12 protein-coding genes are annotated in these 14,942 nt (G+C 64.7%); 7 read left to right on the forward strand and 5 right to left on the reverse strand.

The window, feature by feature from the left end; translation table 11 throughout:
• Positions 1 to 171: 171 nt before the first annotated feature.
• From IRZ56_RS22330 to IRZ56_RS22345, 4 genes are all read left to right on the forward strand, one after another.
• Complete coding sequence (locus tag IRZ56_RS22330) at positions 172 to 423, forward strand: hypothetical protein (protein ID WP_043206741.1); 252 nt, start codon at positions 172 to 174, stop codon at positions 421 to 423.
• A gap of 2 nt (positions 424 to 425) precedes the next feature.
• Positions 426 to 1,250, forward strand: a complete 825-nt coding sequence (locus IRZ56_RS22335) for a mechanosensitive ion channel family protein (protein WP_084855104.1) — start codon at positions 426 to 428, stop codon at positions 1,248 to 1,250.
• Positions 1,251 to 1,363: 113 nt separating this feature from the next.
• Positions 1,364 to 1,930, forward strand: a complete 567-nt coding sequence (gene sigX / locus IRZ56_RS22340) for an RNA polymerase sigma factor SigX (protein WP_196146931.1) — start codon at positions 1,364 to 1,366, stop codon at positions 1,928 to 1,930.
• Positions 1,931 to 2,040: 110 nt separating this feature from the next.
• Positions 2,041 to 3,075, forward strand: coding sequence for an OmpA family protein (locus IRZ56_RS22345; protein ID WP_196146932.1), 1,035 nt, complete (start codon positions 2,041 to 2,043; stop codon positions 3,073 to 3,075).
• Positions 3,076 to 3,181: 106 nt separating this feature from the next.
• Here the strand turns inward: IRZ56_RS22345 and IRZ56_RS22350 are convergent, their stop codons facing one another.
• The 4 genes from IRZ56_RS22350 to IRZ56_RS22365 all read right to left on the reverse strand — a co-directional run bounded on the left by IRZ56_RS22350 (position 3,182) and on the right by IRZ56_RS22365 (position 8,137).
• On the reverse strand, positions 3,182 to 4,852 hold the full coding sequence (locus IRZ56_RS22350) for a bifunctional protein-serine/threonine kinase/phosphatase (RefSeq protein ID WP_196146933.1): 1,671 nt from the start codon (positions 4,850 to 4,852) through the stop codon (positions 3,182 to 3,184).
• A gap of 9 nt (positions 4,853 to 4,861) precedes the next feature.
• The gene (locus IRZ56_RS22355; RefSeq protein ID WP_196146934.1) at positions 4,862 to 6,073 is read right to left on the reverse strand and encodes a nitrate/nitrite transporter; all 1,212 of its coding nucleotides are present in this window, start codon (positions 6,071 to 6,073) and stop codon (positions 4,862 to 4,864) included.
• 262 nt (positions 6,074 to 6,335) lie between these two features.
• Complete coding sequence (locus IRZ56_RS22360) at positions 6,336 to 6,911, reverse strand: ANTAR domain-containing response regulator (protein ID WP_196146935.1); 576 nt, start codon at positions 6,909 to 6,911, stop codon at positions 6,336 to 6,338.
• A gap of 11 nt (positions 6,912 to 6,922) precedes the next feature.
• Positions 6,923 to 8,137: a CmpA/NrtA family ABC transporter substrate-binding protein gene (locus IRZ56_RS22365; protein ID WP_196146936.1), complete on the reverse strand. Its 1,215-nt coding sequence runs from the start codon at positions 8,135 to 8,137 to the stop codon at positions 6,923 to 6,925.
• A gap of 128 nt (positions 8,138 to 8,265) precedes the next feature.
• On the opposite strand from IRZ56_RS22365, the gene IRZ56_RS22370 reads away from it, so the two are divergent.
• Entirely contained in the window at positions 8,266 to 9,291 is a 1,026-nt protein-coding gene (locus IRZ56_RS22370; RefSeq protein WP_196146937.1) for a quinone-dependent dihydroorotate dehydrogenase, read from the forward strand.
• A gap of 100 nt (positions 9,292 to 9,391) precedes the next feature.
• On the opposite strand, the gene rmf is transcribed toward IRZ56_RS22370, so the two are convergent.
• The gene (gene rmf / locus IRZ56_RS22375) at positions 9,392 to 9,607 is read right to left on the reverse strand and encodes a ribosome modulation factor (protein WP_080642046.1); all 216 of its coding nucleotides are present in this window, start codon (positions 9,605 to 9,607) and stop codon (positions 9,392 to 9,394) included.
• A gap of 550 nt (positions 9,608 to 10,157) precedes the next feature.
• Between rmf and rlmKL the strand changes: the two genes are divergently transcribed.
• Positions 10,158 to 12,350 carry a bifunctional 23S rRNA (guanine(2069)-N(7))-methyltransferase RlmK/23S rRNA (guanine(2445)-N(2))-methyltransferase RlmL gene (gene rlmKL, locus IRZ56_RS22380; protein ID WP_196146938.1) on the forward strand — a complete coding sequence of 731 codons (2,193 nt, stop codon included), beginning with the start codon at positions 10,158 to 10,160 and terminating at the stop codon, positions 12,348 to 12,350.
• A 94-nt stretch (positions 12,351 to 12,444) separates the two neighbouring features.
• Positions 12,445 to 14,835 carry a diguanylate cyclase gene (locus IRZ56_RS22385; protein WP_196146939.1) on the forward strand — a complete coding sequence of 797 codons (2,391 nt, stop codon included), beginning with the start codon at positions 12,445 to 12,447 and terminating at the stop codon, positions 14,833 to 14,835.
• Positions 14,836 to 14,942 lie beyond the last annotated feature (107 nt).

Raw genomic sequence — 14,942 nt, forward strand, 5'->3', positions numbered from 1 at the left:
CGCTCCCACAGGTTCGGTGCATCCCTTCAAGTGGCGCCGAACCTGTGGGAGCGGGCTTGCCCCGCGATGGGGAATGGCGGCCAGCTATGCATTTTGAAACATTCGTCCCACATCCGGGTGTGACCCATCGTCCCGAGCCCTCGTCTTTGACAGACATCACGCGAGGTGCCCATGCACGATCCGTTTGAAGAATCCTTGCGCGACCTGCTCAAGGCATCGCCGTCCGGCCAGGACCGTGACGATGCCGCTTGCCTGGGTCGCGTCCTCAAGACCGCCAACCGCCAGGTCGGCGCGGGTGATCTGTTCAGCTTGCTCGGCCGTTGGAGCCAGGCGCTGATGATCGCCGTGAACAATGGCTCGGCGCATGTCGCGCCGGTGCGCCGCAACCCTGCCGCTGGCAGAAAAGCTGATAAGGCCGATTGAATATGGAACTCGATCTCTGGACCCAGAGCCTGGTCACCGCGATGACCGCCCTTTGGACCAAGGTGGCGAACTTCATCCCCAACCTGTTCGGCGCCCTGGTCGTGGTGCTGCTCGGTTTCGTGGTGGCCAAGCTGCTCGATACCCTGTTGTCCAAGCTGCTGGCCAAGTTCGGCCTGGACCGCCTGATGAGCGGCACCGGCCTGACCAAGATGCTCAGCCGGGTCGGCATCCAGGTACCCATTTCCACCCTGATCGGCAAGATCGTCTATTGGTTCGTGCTGCTGATCTTCCTGGTCTCGGCCGCAGAATCCCTGGGCCTGGAGCGGGTGTCGGCGACCCTCGACATGCTCGCCCTGTACCTGCCGAAGGTGTTCGGCGCGGCCCTGGTGCTGCTGGCCGGCGTGCTCCTGGCGCAATTGGTCAATGGCCTGGTGCGCGGCGCCGCCGAAGGGGTGGGCCTGGAGTATGCCGCCGGGGTCGGGCGTATCGCCCAGGGCCTGGTGATCATCATCAGCATCTCGGTAGCGATCAGCCAGCTGGAGGTCAAGACCGACCTGCTCAACCATGTGATCGTCATCGGCCTGATTACCGTTGGTCTGGCCGTTGCGCTGGCGATGGGCCTGGGCAGCCGGGAAATTGCCGGGCAGATCCTGGCGGGAATCTACGTGCGTGAACTCTATCAAGTCGGCCAGCAGGTGCGTATTGGCGAGGTCGAAGGGCAGATCGAGGAGATCGGTACGGTCAAGACGACCCTGCTGACCGATGATGGCGAACTGGTGTCGTTGTCCAATCGTGAATTGCTCGAGCAGCGAGTCAATAGCCGCTAACCGCACAAAAGCTGTTAATGTATGCCGCCGCGAAAACTGGCCCACGGGGCCGAGCGGCGACATTGACCCGACTGTCGGCCAGATCCGTTTTGAATAAAGTTCATTCGCCGCCCATGCGCTATGACCCCCGAGCACTCACTGACGAGGAGTTGGTGGCGCGTTCGCATGAGGAGCTGTTTCACGTAACCCGCGCCTATGAGGAGCTCATGCGGCGCTACCAACGGACCCTGTTCAACGTCTGTGCACGTTACCTGGGGAACGACCGGGATGCCGACGATGTCTGTCAGGAAGTGATGCTCAAAGTGCTGTACGGCCTGAAGAACTTCGAGGGTAAGTCCAAGTTCAAGACCTGGCTCTACAGCATTACCTACAACGAATGCATTACCCAGTACCGCAAGGAGCGACGCAAACGAAGGCTGATGGATGCCCTGAGCCTGGACCCTGTCGAAGAGGCGTCCGAGGACAAGGCACCGAAGCCCGAAGAAAAAGGTGGGCTGGATAAATGGCTGGTGCACGTGAACCCGATCGACCGGGAAATCCTGGTGCTTCGATTTGTCGCAGAGCTGGAATTCCAGGAGATCGCGGACATCATGCACATGGGCCTGAGCGCCACGAAAATGCGCTACAAACGTGCGCTCGACAAGCTTAGGGAGAAATTTGCAGGGCTCACTGAAACTTAGTGGCTTGTAAATCTCTCTAACCAACCGGCAAGTTCTGCTAGACTTGCCGTCGAGTTGTCCCCCGGATGTTGGTGGGACTGCTTAACTATCACCAGATGGGGATTTAACGGATGAAATTGAAAAACACCTTGGGCTTGGCCATTGGTTCGCTTGTAGCCGCCACTTCGTTTGGCGCTCTGGCACAAGGTCAAGGCGCCGTCGAGACCGAGATCTTCTACAAGAAGGAGTTCTTCGACAGCCAGCGCGACTTCAAGAACGACGGCAACCTGTTCGGTGGCTCGATCGGTTACTTCCTGACCGACGACGTCGAACTGCGTCTGGGCTACGACGAAGTTCACAACGCTCGTGGCGAAGACGGCAAGAACATCAAGGGCTCCAACACCGCCCTGGACGCCGTTTATCACTTCAACAACCCGTACGACGCTATCCGTCCGTACGTTTCGGCTGGTTTCTCGCACCAGAGCCTGGGCCAGACCGGCCGTGGCGGTCGTGACCACTCCACCTTCGCCAACGTTGGCGCTGGCGCCAAGTGGTACATCACCGACATGTTCTACGCCCGTGCTGGCGTCGAAGCTCAGTACAACATCGACCAGGGCGACACCGAGTGGGCCCCGAGCGTTGGTATCGGCATGAACTTCGGCGGTAGCCCGAAGCAAGCTGAAGCTGCTCCGGCTCCTGTTGCCGAAGTCTGCTCCGACAGCGACAACGATGGCGTCTGCGACAACGTCGACAAGTGCCCTGACACTCCGGCCAACGTTACCGTTGACGCCGACGGCTGCCCGGCTGTTGCCGAAGTCGTACGCGTTGAGCTGGACGTCAAGTTCGACTTCGACAAGTCGGTCGTCAAGCCAAACAGCTACGGCGACATCAAGAACCTGGCTGACTTCATGAAGCAGTACCCGCAGACCACCACCACCGTTGAAGGTCACACCGACTCCGTTGGTCCGGATGCTTACAACCAGAAGCTGTCCGAGCGTCGTGCCAATGCTGTCAAGGAAGTCCTGACCCAGCAGTACGGTGTTGAATCGACCCGTATCGACTCGGTTGGCTACGGTGAGACTCGTCCGGTTGCTGACAACGCCACCGAAGAAGGCCGCGCTATCAACCGTCGCGTTGAAGCTCAGGTCGAAGCCCAAGCCAAGTAATTTGGTTTGATGCTTCATGAAAAACCCGGCCTCGGCCGGGTTTTTCTTTTTTTGGCTGCAGCGCTGCAGACACGTCCCGCTGTGTGAGCCGCAGTGCCGTGGTGTCTCACTGCTTGAGCAATGCCACCAGCAAGACCAGGTTTAGCAGCAACGACAACAACGCCACCCCCTGCCAGACCTTCAACGGTTCCCGCTCCAGCAGCGGCCGGGCCCGCTTGGGCGCCTCGTCCCGGTCCCCGCGCTCGAAGGCCAGCAACCATTCCTCAGCCGTCTCGAACCGCCGCGCAGGGTCACGCTCCACGCCCCGCAACAGGTTCCCCTGCACCCAGGCCGGCACATCCGGCCGGTAGCGTGCCGGATCGACCGCTGCGCCGAACCGGGGCCGTTGGAATGCCTCGACCTCGCCATACGGGTAATGCCCCGTGAGCAGGAAGTACAAACTCACCCCGACCGCATAGAGGTCCTGCTGTGGACCGGGCTGGGCGCCTTCGAACGCCTCCGGTGCGATGAACGAAGGCGTGCCGGGCAGCTCGTGCGCCGCGTCTTCGGAGAGCCCTGGGCAATAGGCCAGGCCAAAGTCCAACAGCCGCACCTGGCCATCGTGCCCAAGGTGCAGGTTGTCCGGCTTGATGTCCCGGTGCAGCAGGTTGCGTCGGTGCAGCGCCCCGACCGCCTGCAGGAGTTGGCGCGCCACCTCCAGCCAGCGTTGCAGGGGCAGCGGCCCGTGCTCGGCAAACAGCGTCGCCAGGGTTTGCCCTGGGTATTCGCGCATCAGGTAGTACAGGTGCTGGCGCTGGCTGGCACTGTGCACTTCAGGGAAATGCCGCCCGGCGACCCGGCGCAGGAACCATTCCTCCAGCAACAGGCGCTGGGTGGCGCCTGCTTCGGCATGCAGGTCCGCTGGCAAGGTCTTGAGCAGCCAGGCTTGCCCGTGGCTGTCGTGCACCCGGTACACCATGGACTGACGACTGCGCGACAGCAATGACTCGACTTGCCAGCCATCGAGCGACTGGCCGGGGCGCAGCAACCCAGGCACCGGCCACTGCTGCAGTTGTGCCAGGGTGTCGCCGAGGTTGGTCGAGCCCAGTTGGTCGACACGTACCAGCAAGGCGCTGGCGTTGTCCTGGCTTCCACATCGATGGGCCGTGGCCACCAAGGTGTCGGCGGCTGCCTGCAGGTCAGGCTGGTCATGCAGTACCGAGCGGATGCGCTGGTCGCCCAGGCTGGCCCAGACGCCATCACTGAGGAGCGCGAAGCAGTCGCCATCCTGCAGCTCGCCCTCGAGGTAGTCCACCAGCAGATGCTGGTCCAGGCCCAGGGCGCGCTTGAGCACATGCTGCATGCCCGGTTGGTCCCAGACGTGGTCTTCGCTCAGGCAGTGCAGGCGGCCGGCCTGCCAACGATAGACACGGCAATCACCCACATGCGCCAAGGTGAAGCGACGCCCGCGCAGGACCAGTGCGCTGAGGGTGGTCAGTAGCGGTTGGCCTTTGCCTTGGGCGCGCAGCCAGCGATTCTGCGCCAGTAGCAGGCGGTCCAGAGCCTGGGCCACGCCCCAGGTGGCGGGGGTGGCGTAGTAATCCAGCGCAAGCGCCTGCAGGGTGGCCTTCGCGGCCAGGCTGCCGTCGGCGCACTGGCTGACGCCGTCGGCCAGTGCACATAGGAAGCCCTTGCTGGCGGCCAGTTCCGGAGCGGGCGTGACCAGGCGCAGGGCATCCTGATTTTCGGCCCGCGGGCCGGTGGCCGTGGCTTGGGCGAAGCTCAACTGCAGGCTCATGGCATCTCCTCAGACCCGCGCTGCAGTGACGGCCGCAGAGCCCCAGGTGGTGCGCCAGCGTTGCTTGACGCCGTGCAGGCCGAACCAGGCCAGCAGGCCAAGGCTGGCGAACAGCCACAGGGCCAGTTGGTAGTCACCGGTGTGTTGCTTGATCGCTCCCAGCCCTGCGGCCAGGAGGAACCCGCCGATGCCGCCGGCCATGCCGATCAACCCGGTCATCACGCCGATCTCCTGGCGGAAGCGTTGGGGCACCAATTGGAATACCGCGCCGTTGCCCGCACCGAGACCGAGCATGGCGCTGACGAACAGGGCCAGGGCGGCCACGGCGCTGGGCAGGTTGAAGCCAACGGCGGCGATGCAGATGGCTGCCACGCTGTACATGGCCAGCAAGGTGCGGATCCCGCCGAAGCGGTCGGCCAGGGCGCCGCCCAGCGGGCGCATGAGGCTGCCGGCGAATACGCAGGCGGCCGTGTAGTAGCCGGCGGTGACCGGGCTCAGGCCGTACTGGTCGCTGAAATAGCCGGGCAGAGCACTGGCCAGGCCGATGAAGCCGCCGAAGGTCACGCTGTAGAAGAACATGAACCACCAGCTGTCGCGGTCGCCCAGGGCCTTGAGGTAGTCCGCCATGGCCTTGGGCTTGGGCCGTTGCGGTGCATTGCGCGCCAGCAGAACGAACAAGGCCAGGGTCAGCACCAGGGGCAGCAGGGCGAAGCCGAACACGTTGTTCCAGCCAAAGGCTGCAGCCAGGGCAGGGGCCAGCAGGGCGGCGAACACTGTGCCGGAATTACCCGCGCCGGCGATGCCCATGGCTTTGCCTTGGTGTTGAGGCGGATACCACTGCGAGGCCAGGGGCAGGGAAACGGCGAACGAGGCGCCGGCAAAACCGAGGAACACGCCCAGCAGCAGGGCTTGTTCATAGCTGTGGATACCCAGGTGCCAGGCGCAGGCCAGGGCTGCGATCACCACCACCTGGCCCAGCACCCCGGCAGTCTTCGGCGACAAACGATCGACCAGCAGGCCCATGGCGAAACGCAGCACTGCGCCGGCCAGGATCGGCGTAGCCACCATCAGGCCCCGTTGCTGTGCGCTCAGTCCGAGGTCGGCGGCGATCTGCACCGCCAGAGGGCCCAGCAGGTACCAGACCATGAAGCTGAGGTCGAAATACAGGAACGCGGCGAACAGGGTGGGCACATGCCCGGATTTCCAGAAGCTAGTATTCATCGAACACCTCGCGCGGCTTGCAACGCTAGTCACGCCCTGGTTGTGCAGGGCCGGAACGAAAAAGACGCCGCTTCCCGGTCCACTGGCGTGGAAGGGGAGCGACGTCTTTGTCGGGGAATGTGGCAACCGCCGTTGGCTACCTGTGGGGTGTACTCAGCAAGAGCCGGGCCAATTAGGGCTGCTATGCAGCCCATCGCGGGACAAGCCCGCTCAGGATCACGCAAACCTGGCCAATGGCGGTTCAGGCAGCGCAGGGCTGCAGCTAGCCCAGCATCTCGTGCATGGCGATGATCTGTTCGGCCACCTGGATCAGCTTCTGCTGGCGGCTCATCGCCTGGCGCCGCATCAGCGTGTAGGCCTGTTCCTCGTTGCAGTCCTTCATTTTCATCAACAGGCCCTTGGCCTGTTCGATGCGCTTGCGTTCGGCCAACTGCTGGTCCCGGGCCAGCAGTTGGGCCTTGAGCGCCTGGTCGCTCTCGAAGCGGGCCATGGCCACGTCGAGGATCGGCTGCAGACGCGCGGCATGGATACCTTCGACGATATAGGCGCTGACCCCGGCCTGGATCGCCTGGCGCATCACGCCTGGATCGTGCTCGTCGGTGAACAGCACGATGGGGCGGGGACGGTCGCGGCTGACCAGCACCACCTGCTCCATCACATCCCGCCCTGGTGACTCGGTATCGATCAGGACCACGTCCGGGTGCACGGTTTCGACGCAGGTGGGCAGGTCGATGGTCAGGCCAGCGGCCTCGATCACCTCGAAGCCCGCCTCGATCAGGGCGCCCTTGAGGCGACCGACCTTTCGTTCGGTGTCATCGATCAGCAGGATTCGCAGCATGTCCGTTCTCCTCACAGGCGGGCCTGGGCATCAGGGGTGTCATCCAGGGCGTGCAGGCGGAAGCTGCGGGCATAGCCGTGGGGGTCGCTGCCGTCCCAGCGGCTGCCGTCGATCAGCAGACTGCTGCGCATCAGGGGGTAGGAGCAGGGCACGCCGATGGCCTCGGCCGCCTGGTGGTAGAGGCCCAACTGCTGGACCTGACGGGCCACGCCCAGGTAGTCGGGGTCTTCGCGCAGCAGCCCCCAGCGGCGGAACTGCGTCATGAACCACATGCCGTCGGACAGGTAGGGCATGTTCGCCCGCCCCTGGTCGAACAGGCGTAGGGCGTGAGGGTCGTGCCACTGGTTGCCCAGGCCGTCCTGGTAATCGCCGAGCAGTCGTGGTTCGATGCTGCCCAGGGGCGTATCCAGGTAGGCCTTGCCGCTGAGCAGCTGGGCCGTGCTCCGGCGGTTTTCCTGGCTTTGCTCGATGAATCGGCTGGCGGCCAGGACCGCCTTCACCAACGCTCGGGCACTGTTGGGGTATTGCTCGACGAACGCGCGGGTAGCGCCGAGGACTTTTTCCGGATGGTCCGGCCAGATCGACTGGCTGGTCGCCAAGGTAAAGCCCAAGCCCTTGGCCACCGCATCGGCCGACCAGGGCTCGCCGACGCAAAAGCCGTCGATACGCCCGGCCTGCAGGTGGGCGGCCATCTGTGCGGGGGGGACCACCACACTGCGCACGTCCTGCAGCGGGTGAATGCCTTGGCTGGCCAACCAGTAATACAGCCACATGGCGTGGGTGCCAGTGGGGAAGGTCTGGGCGAAGGTCAGGCGTGCGCCATGCTGGTGCACCAGGCGCGACAATGCCTCGGGGCTGGTCACGCCTTTGCGCTGCAGGGCCGGGGAGAGGTTCAGGGCCTGGGCGTTCTGGTTCAGGCCCATGAGCACGGCCATGGCATGGTTGGGTATGCCGCCCAGGCCCAGGTGCACGGCGTAGACCAGGCCGTACAGGCAATGGGCGGCATCCAGTTCGCCGCTGACCAGCTTGTCGCGCAGCCCGGCCCAGGAGGCCTGGCGTTTGAGGTTGAGGGTCAGGCCCTGCAACTGGGCGAAGCCCTGGGTGGCGGCCACTACGACCGGCGCGCAGTCGGTCAGGGCCATGAAGCCGATGTCCAGGCAGGTTTTCTCGGGGGCATCGCTGCCGTTGACCCAGGCCAGGGGTGTTGTGGGGAATGCTGTGTTCAAGGGGTTCCTCGCCGGTGCGGAGCAGTCTGCCTGTACCCGATGAAGCAACCCATGTGCCAGCGCCCCTGTCGCCCGGGCCGCGCGCTGGCTATAATCGCCCGCTCACTCACCGCGAGTCTTGCCCGCCCATGTATACCCTGGCCCGCCAGCTGCTGTTCAAGCTTTCCCCGGAAACCTCCCACGACCTGTCCCTGGACCTGATCGGCGCCGGTGGCCGCCTCGGTCTCAACGGCCTGCTGTGCAAGCAGCCGGCGGCGTTGCCGGTAACGGTCATGGGCTTGAACTTCGCCAACCCGGTCGGCCTGGCCGCCGGCCTGGACAAGAACGGCGCGGCCATCGACGGTTTCGCCCAGCTGGGTTTCGGCTTCGTCGAGATCGGCACCGTGACCCCGCGCCCTCAGCCGGGCAACCCCAAGCCGCGTCTGTTCCGGTTGCCCGAGGCCACGGCGATCATCAACCGCATGGGCTTCAACAACCTGGGCGTCGATCACCTGCTGGCGCGGGTTCGTGCTGCGCGTTATGACGGCGTACTGGGCATCAACATCGGCAAGAACTTCGACACGCCGGTCGAGCGCGCGGTGGACGATTACCTGATCTGCCTGGAAAAGGTCTACGCCGACGCCAGCTATATCACCGTCAACGTCAGTTCGCCGAACACCCCGGGCCTGCGCACCTTGCAGTTCGGCGACTCGCTCAAGCAACTGCTGCAAGCCCTGGCGGTGCGCCGCGAGCAGTTGGCCAGCGAGCACGGCAAGCGCGTGCCCCTGGCCATCAAGATCGCCCCGGACATGACCGACGAGGAAACCGCCCTGGTGGCCTCGGCGCTGATGGAAACCGGCATGGACGCGGTGATCGCCACCAACACCACGCTCGGCCGCGAAGGCGTCCAGGGCCTGCCGTTCGGTGACGAGGCCGGTGGCCTGTCCGGTGCGCCGGTGCTGGAGAAAAGCACACACACGGTGAAGGTGCTGGCCGCTGAGCTGGCCGGCAAGTTGCCGATCATTGCCGCGGGCGGGATCACCGAAGGGCGCCACGCAGCGGAAAAGATCGCCGCTGGTGCCAGCCTGGTGCAGATCTACTCGGGTTTCATCTACAAGGGGCCTGCGCTGATCCGCGAGGCGGTGGACGCCATTGCGGCCATGCCGCGGCAATAAAAAGGACAGGCATAAAAAAGGGCCCCTCGAGGGGGCCCCTGGGCCTCAGCCCGCCGCCCGGATGGGGCGCGCATGGTGACTCGAATTCAGTGTCCTCGTCTCAGCCAACGGCGTGATTTTCGTTGAGTCTCTGGATGCCAGCGGTGCCGGTCATGCCATCCCAGTTGTCACCCCGTCCTTCGCGCCAGCCATTGATCCAGGCTTGGCGTACGGACGGCAGGTTGAAGGGGCAAAGCTCGCGGGATTTGCCGGTGACCCCATACTGGTAGCCACGTGAATATGCTCTTTCCAACGGATCACGCTTAAGTCTTCTCATAGGGTGTTGCCCTCACTTGTTGACTGTAATGTCCCGTCGGCCTCTCCGAGGCCGGGCAGAATCGTTCTGCCGGTTTGCGCTCGCTGCCGGCGTGGCGAGCGGAAGGTGTTGCCTCATTGCGAGACAACCTAAGGCCAGTTCTAACCAAAGCGAGTCACAGTGTGAATGATCGATTTGTCATAAGGACGTAACCTTTCCTAGGGTCAGAGGATAAGTAAATAAATGCGACTCAACCTGATTTGTCGTTGAGCCCGCTATGATCAGGGTTTAGTGCCTATTTGCGGTCAACTGGCCATGGGGGCCGGTGAAGTGCGGTAACAATTTGAAATGCGACGAAGGGTCACAGGCGTGACCCCGTCACCGGAAATTTTCATACTGCCTGACGATCTAACCCATTTTCGCCATGACGCGATGGGCTCGTCGATCAGGTGGCCCGGTCTGCTCTTGTTGGGCAGGCCACCCGAGCGCCTGCTGGAAGGGCGCCCGGGCAAACTCAGGCGGGGCGATGCGTCGGCCCGTCACTCAACCAGCCCAAGGCTCTGGATTGCTCATGTCGGACCGTTTCGAACTCTATCTCACCTGCCCCAAAGGCCTGGAAGGCCTGCTCGCCGAGGAAGCCCGTGGCCTGGGCCTTGAAGAGGTGCGCGAGCACACCTCGGCGATCCGCGGCTCGGCCGACATGGAAACCGCCTACCGCCTGTGCCTGTGGTCGCGCCTGGCCAACCGCGTGCTGCTGGTACTCAAGCGCTTCTCCATGAAGAACGCCGACGAGCTCTACGACGGCGTCCATGGCGTCGACTGGCAGGACCACCTGATGGCCGACGGCACCCTGGCGGTGGAGTTCAGTGGCCACGGCTCGGGTATCGACAACACCCACTTCGGTGCCCTGAAGGTCAAGGACGCCATTGTCGACAAGCTGCGCAACCGTGAAGGCCAGCGCCCCTCGGTGGACAAGATCGACCCAGACCTGCGCGTGCACCTGCGCCTGGAGCGTGGCGAGGCGATCCTGTCTCTGGACCTCTCCGGCCACAGCCTGCACCAACGTGGCTACCGCTTGCAGCAAGGCGCTGCGCCGCTGAAGGAGAACCTGGCTGCGGCGGTGTTGATTCGCGCCGGCTGGCCGCGTATCGCCGCCGAAGGTGGCGCCCTGGCCGACCCCATGTGCGGTGTGGGCACCTTCCTCGTCGAAGCGGCGATGATCGCTGCCGACATCGCGCCTAACCTCAAGCGCGAACGCTGGGGCTTCACGGCCTGGCTCGGCCATGTGCCGGCGCTGTGGCGCAAAGTGCATGACGAGGCCCAGGCCCGCGCCCAGGTGGGGCTGGCCAAGCCGCCACTGTGGATCCGCGGCTATGAGGCCGACCCGCGGCTGATCCAGCCGGGGCGCAACAACGTCGAGCGTGCGGGCCTGGGCGACTGGGTGAAGATCTACCAGGGCGAGGTGGGCAGCTTCGAGCCGCGCCCGGACCAGAACCAGAAAGGCCTGGTGATCAGCAACCCGCCCTATGGCGAGCGCCTGGGCGACGAGGCGAGCCTGCTCTACCTCTACCAGAACCTTGGCGAGCGTCTGCGCCAGGCCTGCCTGGGGTGGGAGGCGGCGGTGTTCACCGGTGCGCCGGAGCTGGGCAAGCGAATGGGCATTCGCAGCCACAAGCAGTACGCGTTCTGGAACGGCGCGCTGCCGTGCAAATTGCTGCTGTTCAAGGTCCAGCCCGACCAGTTCGTCACCGGCGAGCGTCGCCAGGCCGAGCCTGAGGCAGGCGAGCCGCGCCGCCCGGTGGCGATTGCCAGTGAGCCGGCACGCCTGTCCGAGGGCGCGCAGATGTTCGCCAACCGCCTGCAGAAGAACCTCAAGCAACTGGGCAAGTGGGCCCGCCGCGAGCAGGTCGGTTGCTACCGTCTGTACGATGCCGACATGCCCGAGTATGCCCTGGCCGTGGACCTCTACCAGGACTGGGTGCATGTGCAGGAATACGCCGCGCCGCGCTCGGTCGACCCGGACAAGGCCCAGGCGCGCCTGCTCGACGCTCTGGCGGCCATTCCCCAGGCGCTGGGCATCGACCCGCAGCGCGTGGTGCTCAAGCGCCGCGAGCGCCAGAGCGGAACCCGCCAGTACGAACGCCAGGGCACTGAAGGCCGTTTCCACGAGGTAAACGAAGGCGGCGTCAAATTGCTGGTCAACCTCACCGACTACCTGGATACCGGCCTGTTCCTCGACCATCGCCCGATGCGCATGCGTATTCAGCGCGAAGCGGCCGGCAAGCGTTTCCTCAACCTGTTCTGCTACACCGCCACCGCCACCGTGCATGCGGCCAAGGGCGGGGCGCGCAGCACCACCAGCGTCGACCTGTCCAAAACCTACCTGGACTGGGCGCGACGCAACCTGGCGCTCAATGGCTTTTCCGACCGCCACCGCCTGGAGCAGGGCGACGTCATGGCATGGCTGGAGGGCAATCGCGACAGCTACGACCTGATCTTTATCGACCCGCCGACCTTCTCCAACTCCAAACGCATGGAAGGCGTGTTCGACGTGCAGCGCGACCATGTGCAACTGCTGGATCTGGCCATGGCTCGGCTGGCGCCAGGGGGCGTGCTGTATTTCTCCAATAATTTCCGCAAGTTCCAGCTCGACGCGGGGCTGGTGGAGCGTTATGCGGTCGAGGAAATCAGCGCGCAGACCCTGGACCCGGATTTCGCCCGTAACAACCGGATCCACAAAGCCTGGCGCATTCAGGCTCGCTGAGGCGACAAGCTACGTTGCGCGGCTAGTGGCCAATAGCTATAACTCAGCGAAGGGCTGGACAATTCGCAGGACGCTGACGTGGTGAGATCCTTCTATGAAGTGTGGCGTGCGTGCGAAGGTGCTTGGCGTATTTCGCGAAGCATTGCCTGCGTGGGCGGTGGCGCTGGCGGCCCTGGTCGCTGGCGGGCTGCTCACCGCCGCCTTGGTGATCGCTGCCCAGGCGTTCTATAAGCAGCAGTTGCGTCAGCGTTTCGACTTGCTGGCCAACGAACGCTACAGCCGTATCGCCGAACGTTTCGAAGACCAGGAGCAGCGCCTGGACGGGCTGCGGCGCTTCTTCAGCTATTCCACCCAGATCACCCCGCTCGAGTTCGACGGCTATGCCCGGCCATTGTTGTACCGCACCCAGGCTTATTCCTGGGCGCCACGGGTCGATGCCGGCCAGCGGGGTGACTTCGAGCGCCGGGCCAGGGCGTGGCTGGGCCAGGACTATCAGATTCGCGACCAGGACGAGCAGGGCAACTGGCAGCCAGCCGCCCAGCGCGACTATTACTACCCGGTGCTCTACACCCAGGCAGCCTCGCTGCAGGGGCAGCCTTATGGCCTGGACCTGCGCGGCCAGCCCGTGCGCGAGGCGGCGCTGATTCGCGCCCAGTCGCCGGGCAGCATGGCGGTTTCCGCGCCGCTGGACATGATCAATGTCGAACCGGCCTATGCACGAGGCGTGCTGGTGGTGGCGCCGGTATTCGCCGAGGGTGTGGTCGACGGCCTGCCGGCTGGCTACGTGATGGCGCTGCTGAGCATGCGACGCCTGATCGCCGAAGGCCTGCCGCCGACGGAGGAGGACAACCTGGTGGTGCGCATCACCGATGCTTCTGGGAGCAAGGGCCCGGAGGTGCTGTTCGACTCGCAGAACCCGATCGCCCCGGTACCCCTGGCCAGCAGCCATTTGTTGCACCTGGCGGACCACCACTACCCGCTCGACATTCGCCCCAGCCTGGCCTTCCTCCAGGCCAACCGTTCTTCCGCCGCGGTGGCCGTCGGCTTGCTGGGCGGCTTGTTGAGCCTGTTGCTCAGCGCCTTGCTCTACAGCCTGTTCAGCCAGCGTCAGCGCGCCCTGAGCCTGGTGGAGCAGCGCACCGCCGAATTGCGCGTCAGTGAACAATCCCTGCGCGATACCCACAACCAGCTGCGCAGCGTGCTGGATGCCGCCACCCAGGTGGCGATCATCGCCACCAGCCTCAGGGGCGTGGTCAGCACGTTCAATGCCGGTGCCGAACGCATGCTGGGCTATTCGGCCAGCGAGGCGATCGGCCAGTTGCGCCTGGAGGACCTGGTTCCGCCCGAGGAACTGAGCCAGCGCGCCCATGCCTTGCGCCAGCGCTATGGGCGTGATTTCGGCGGCGGCCAGGCGATGTTCGCCGAAACGGTGCAGGAGGGTGACAGCGAGCCAGGGGAGTGGACCCTGGTACGCAAGGATGGCAGCCACCTGCTGGCCAACATGCTGGTGACCGCCGTGCTCGATGAGCAGGGCTTGTGGGTGGGGTACTTGGCGATCTGTATCGATGTCACCGAACGGCGCCGGGTGCATGAGGCGCTGGCGGCGCGAGACCGGCTCCTGGAAAAGCTCAGTGCCGAAGTGCCGGGCGGTATCTACCAGTATCGGCAGGACGCCAACGGGCACTCGTGCTTTTCCTACGCGAGCCAAGGGCTGCGCGACATCTACGAGATCGACCTGCAGGTGCTGCGCGAGGACGCCTCGGCGGTGTTCGAGCGCATCCACCCGGACGACCTGGAGCGGGTGCGTAGGTCGGTGCGTTATTCCGCCGAGCATCTTGCGCCCTGGCGCGAGGAGTACCGGGTTGTGCTGCCGAAGGCGGGCCTGCGCTGGGTCCGCGGGGAGGCGACGCCGGAGGTCGACGATGCCGGCTGCACGGTCTGGCACGGCTACCTGACGGACATTTCCGACCTCAAGCGGGTGGAGGAGGAACTGCGCGCATTGTCGGTCACCGATTCCCTGACGGGTATCCACAACCGCCGCTATTTCCAGGAGCGGCTCAAGCATGAGCTGGAGCGGGCGCAACGCGATGGCCTGGACCTGGCAGTGATCATGCTGGACATCGATTACTTCAAGCATATCAACGACCAGTATGGGCATGCGGTGGGCGACCATGTGCTGCGCAGCCTGTGCCAGCGGATCGGCAATCGGCTGCGGCGCACGGATGTGTTCTGTCGCCTGGGCGGCGAGGAATTCATGGTGTTGTGCCCGGGAAGCAATGCCGAGCAGGCGCGGTTGTTGGCGCTGGAGTTGTGGCAGGGGGTACGGAATGTGGCGGTCGAGGGGGTAGGGCGGGTGACGGCGAGTTTCGGCGTAGCGGGGTGGCGAACAGGAGAGGGTGCGGATGCGTTGTTGTTGCGGGCCGATGCCGGGGTCTATGCGGCCAAGCAGGCGGGGCGGGATCGGGTGGAGTCGGAGTTGCCCTGAGGGTGACGTAGGCAGTTGGCTCAGGTAGCAGGGCTGCGTTGCAGCCCATCGCCGGGCCGCCCCCCCCCCCCCCGCCCAGGGGGGCCCCGCGGCGCGCGGGGGGGGCC

Origin of the sequence: Pseudomonas guariconensis (assembly GCF_015680235.1) — a bacterium.
GTDB lineage: Bacteria > Pseudomonadota > Gammaproteobacteria > Pseudomonadales > Pseudomonadaceae > Aquipseudomonas > Aquipseudomonas guariconensis_A.

Bases quoted from the DNA above. Each gene is read 5' to 3' on its own strand.
- IRZ56_RS22330 (WP_043206741.1), top strand. From the start codon at position 172: ATGCACGATCCGTTTGAAGAATCCTTGCGCGACCTGCTCAAGGCATCG.
- IRZ56_RS22335 (WP_084855104.1), top strand. From the start codon at position 426: ATGGAACTCGATCTCTGGACCCAGAGCCTGGTCACCGCGATGACCGCC.
- sigX (WP_196146931.1), top strand. From the start codon at position 1,364: ATGCGCTATGACCCCCGAGCACTCACTGACGAGGAGTTGGTGGCGCGT.
- IRZ56_RS22345 (WP_196146932.1), top strand. From the start codon at position 2,041: ATGAAATTGAAAAACACCTTGGGCTTGGCCATTGGTTCGCTTGTAGCC.
- IRZ56_RS22350 (WP_196146933.1), bottom strand. From the start codon at position 4,852: ATGAGCCTGCAGTTGAGCTTCGCCCAAGCCACGGCCACCGGCCCGCGG.
- IRZ56_RS22355 (WP_196146934.1), bottom strand. From the start codon at position 6,073: ATGAATACTAGCTTCTGGAAATCCGGGCATGTGCCCACCCTGTTCGCC.
- IRZ56_RS22360 (WP_196146935.1), bottom strand. From the start codon at position 6,911: ATGCTGCGAATCCTGCTGATCGATGACACCGAACGAAAGGTCGGTCGC.
- IRZ56_RS22370 (WP_196146937.1), top strand. From the start codon at position 8,266: ATGTATACCCTGGCCCGCCAGCTGCTGTTCAAGCTTTCCCCGGAAACC.
- rmf (WP_080642046.1), bottom strand. From the start codon at position 9,607: ATGAGAAGACTTAAGCGTGATCCGTTGGAAAGAGCATATTCACGTGGC.
- rlmKL (WP_196146938.1), top strand. From the start codon at position 10,158: ATGTCGGACCGTTTCGAACTCTATCTCACCTGCCCCAAAGGCCTGGAA.
- IRZ56_RS22385 (WP_196146939.1), top strand. From the start codon at position 12,445: ATGAAGTGTGGCGTGCGTGCGAAGGTGCTTGGCGTATTTCGCGAAGCA.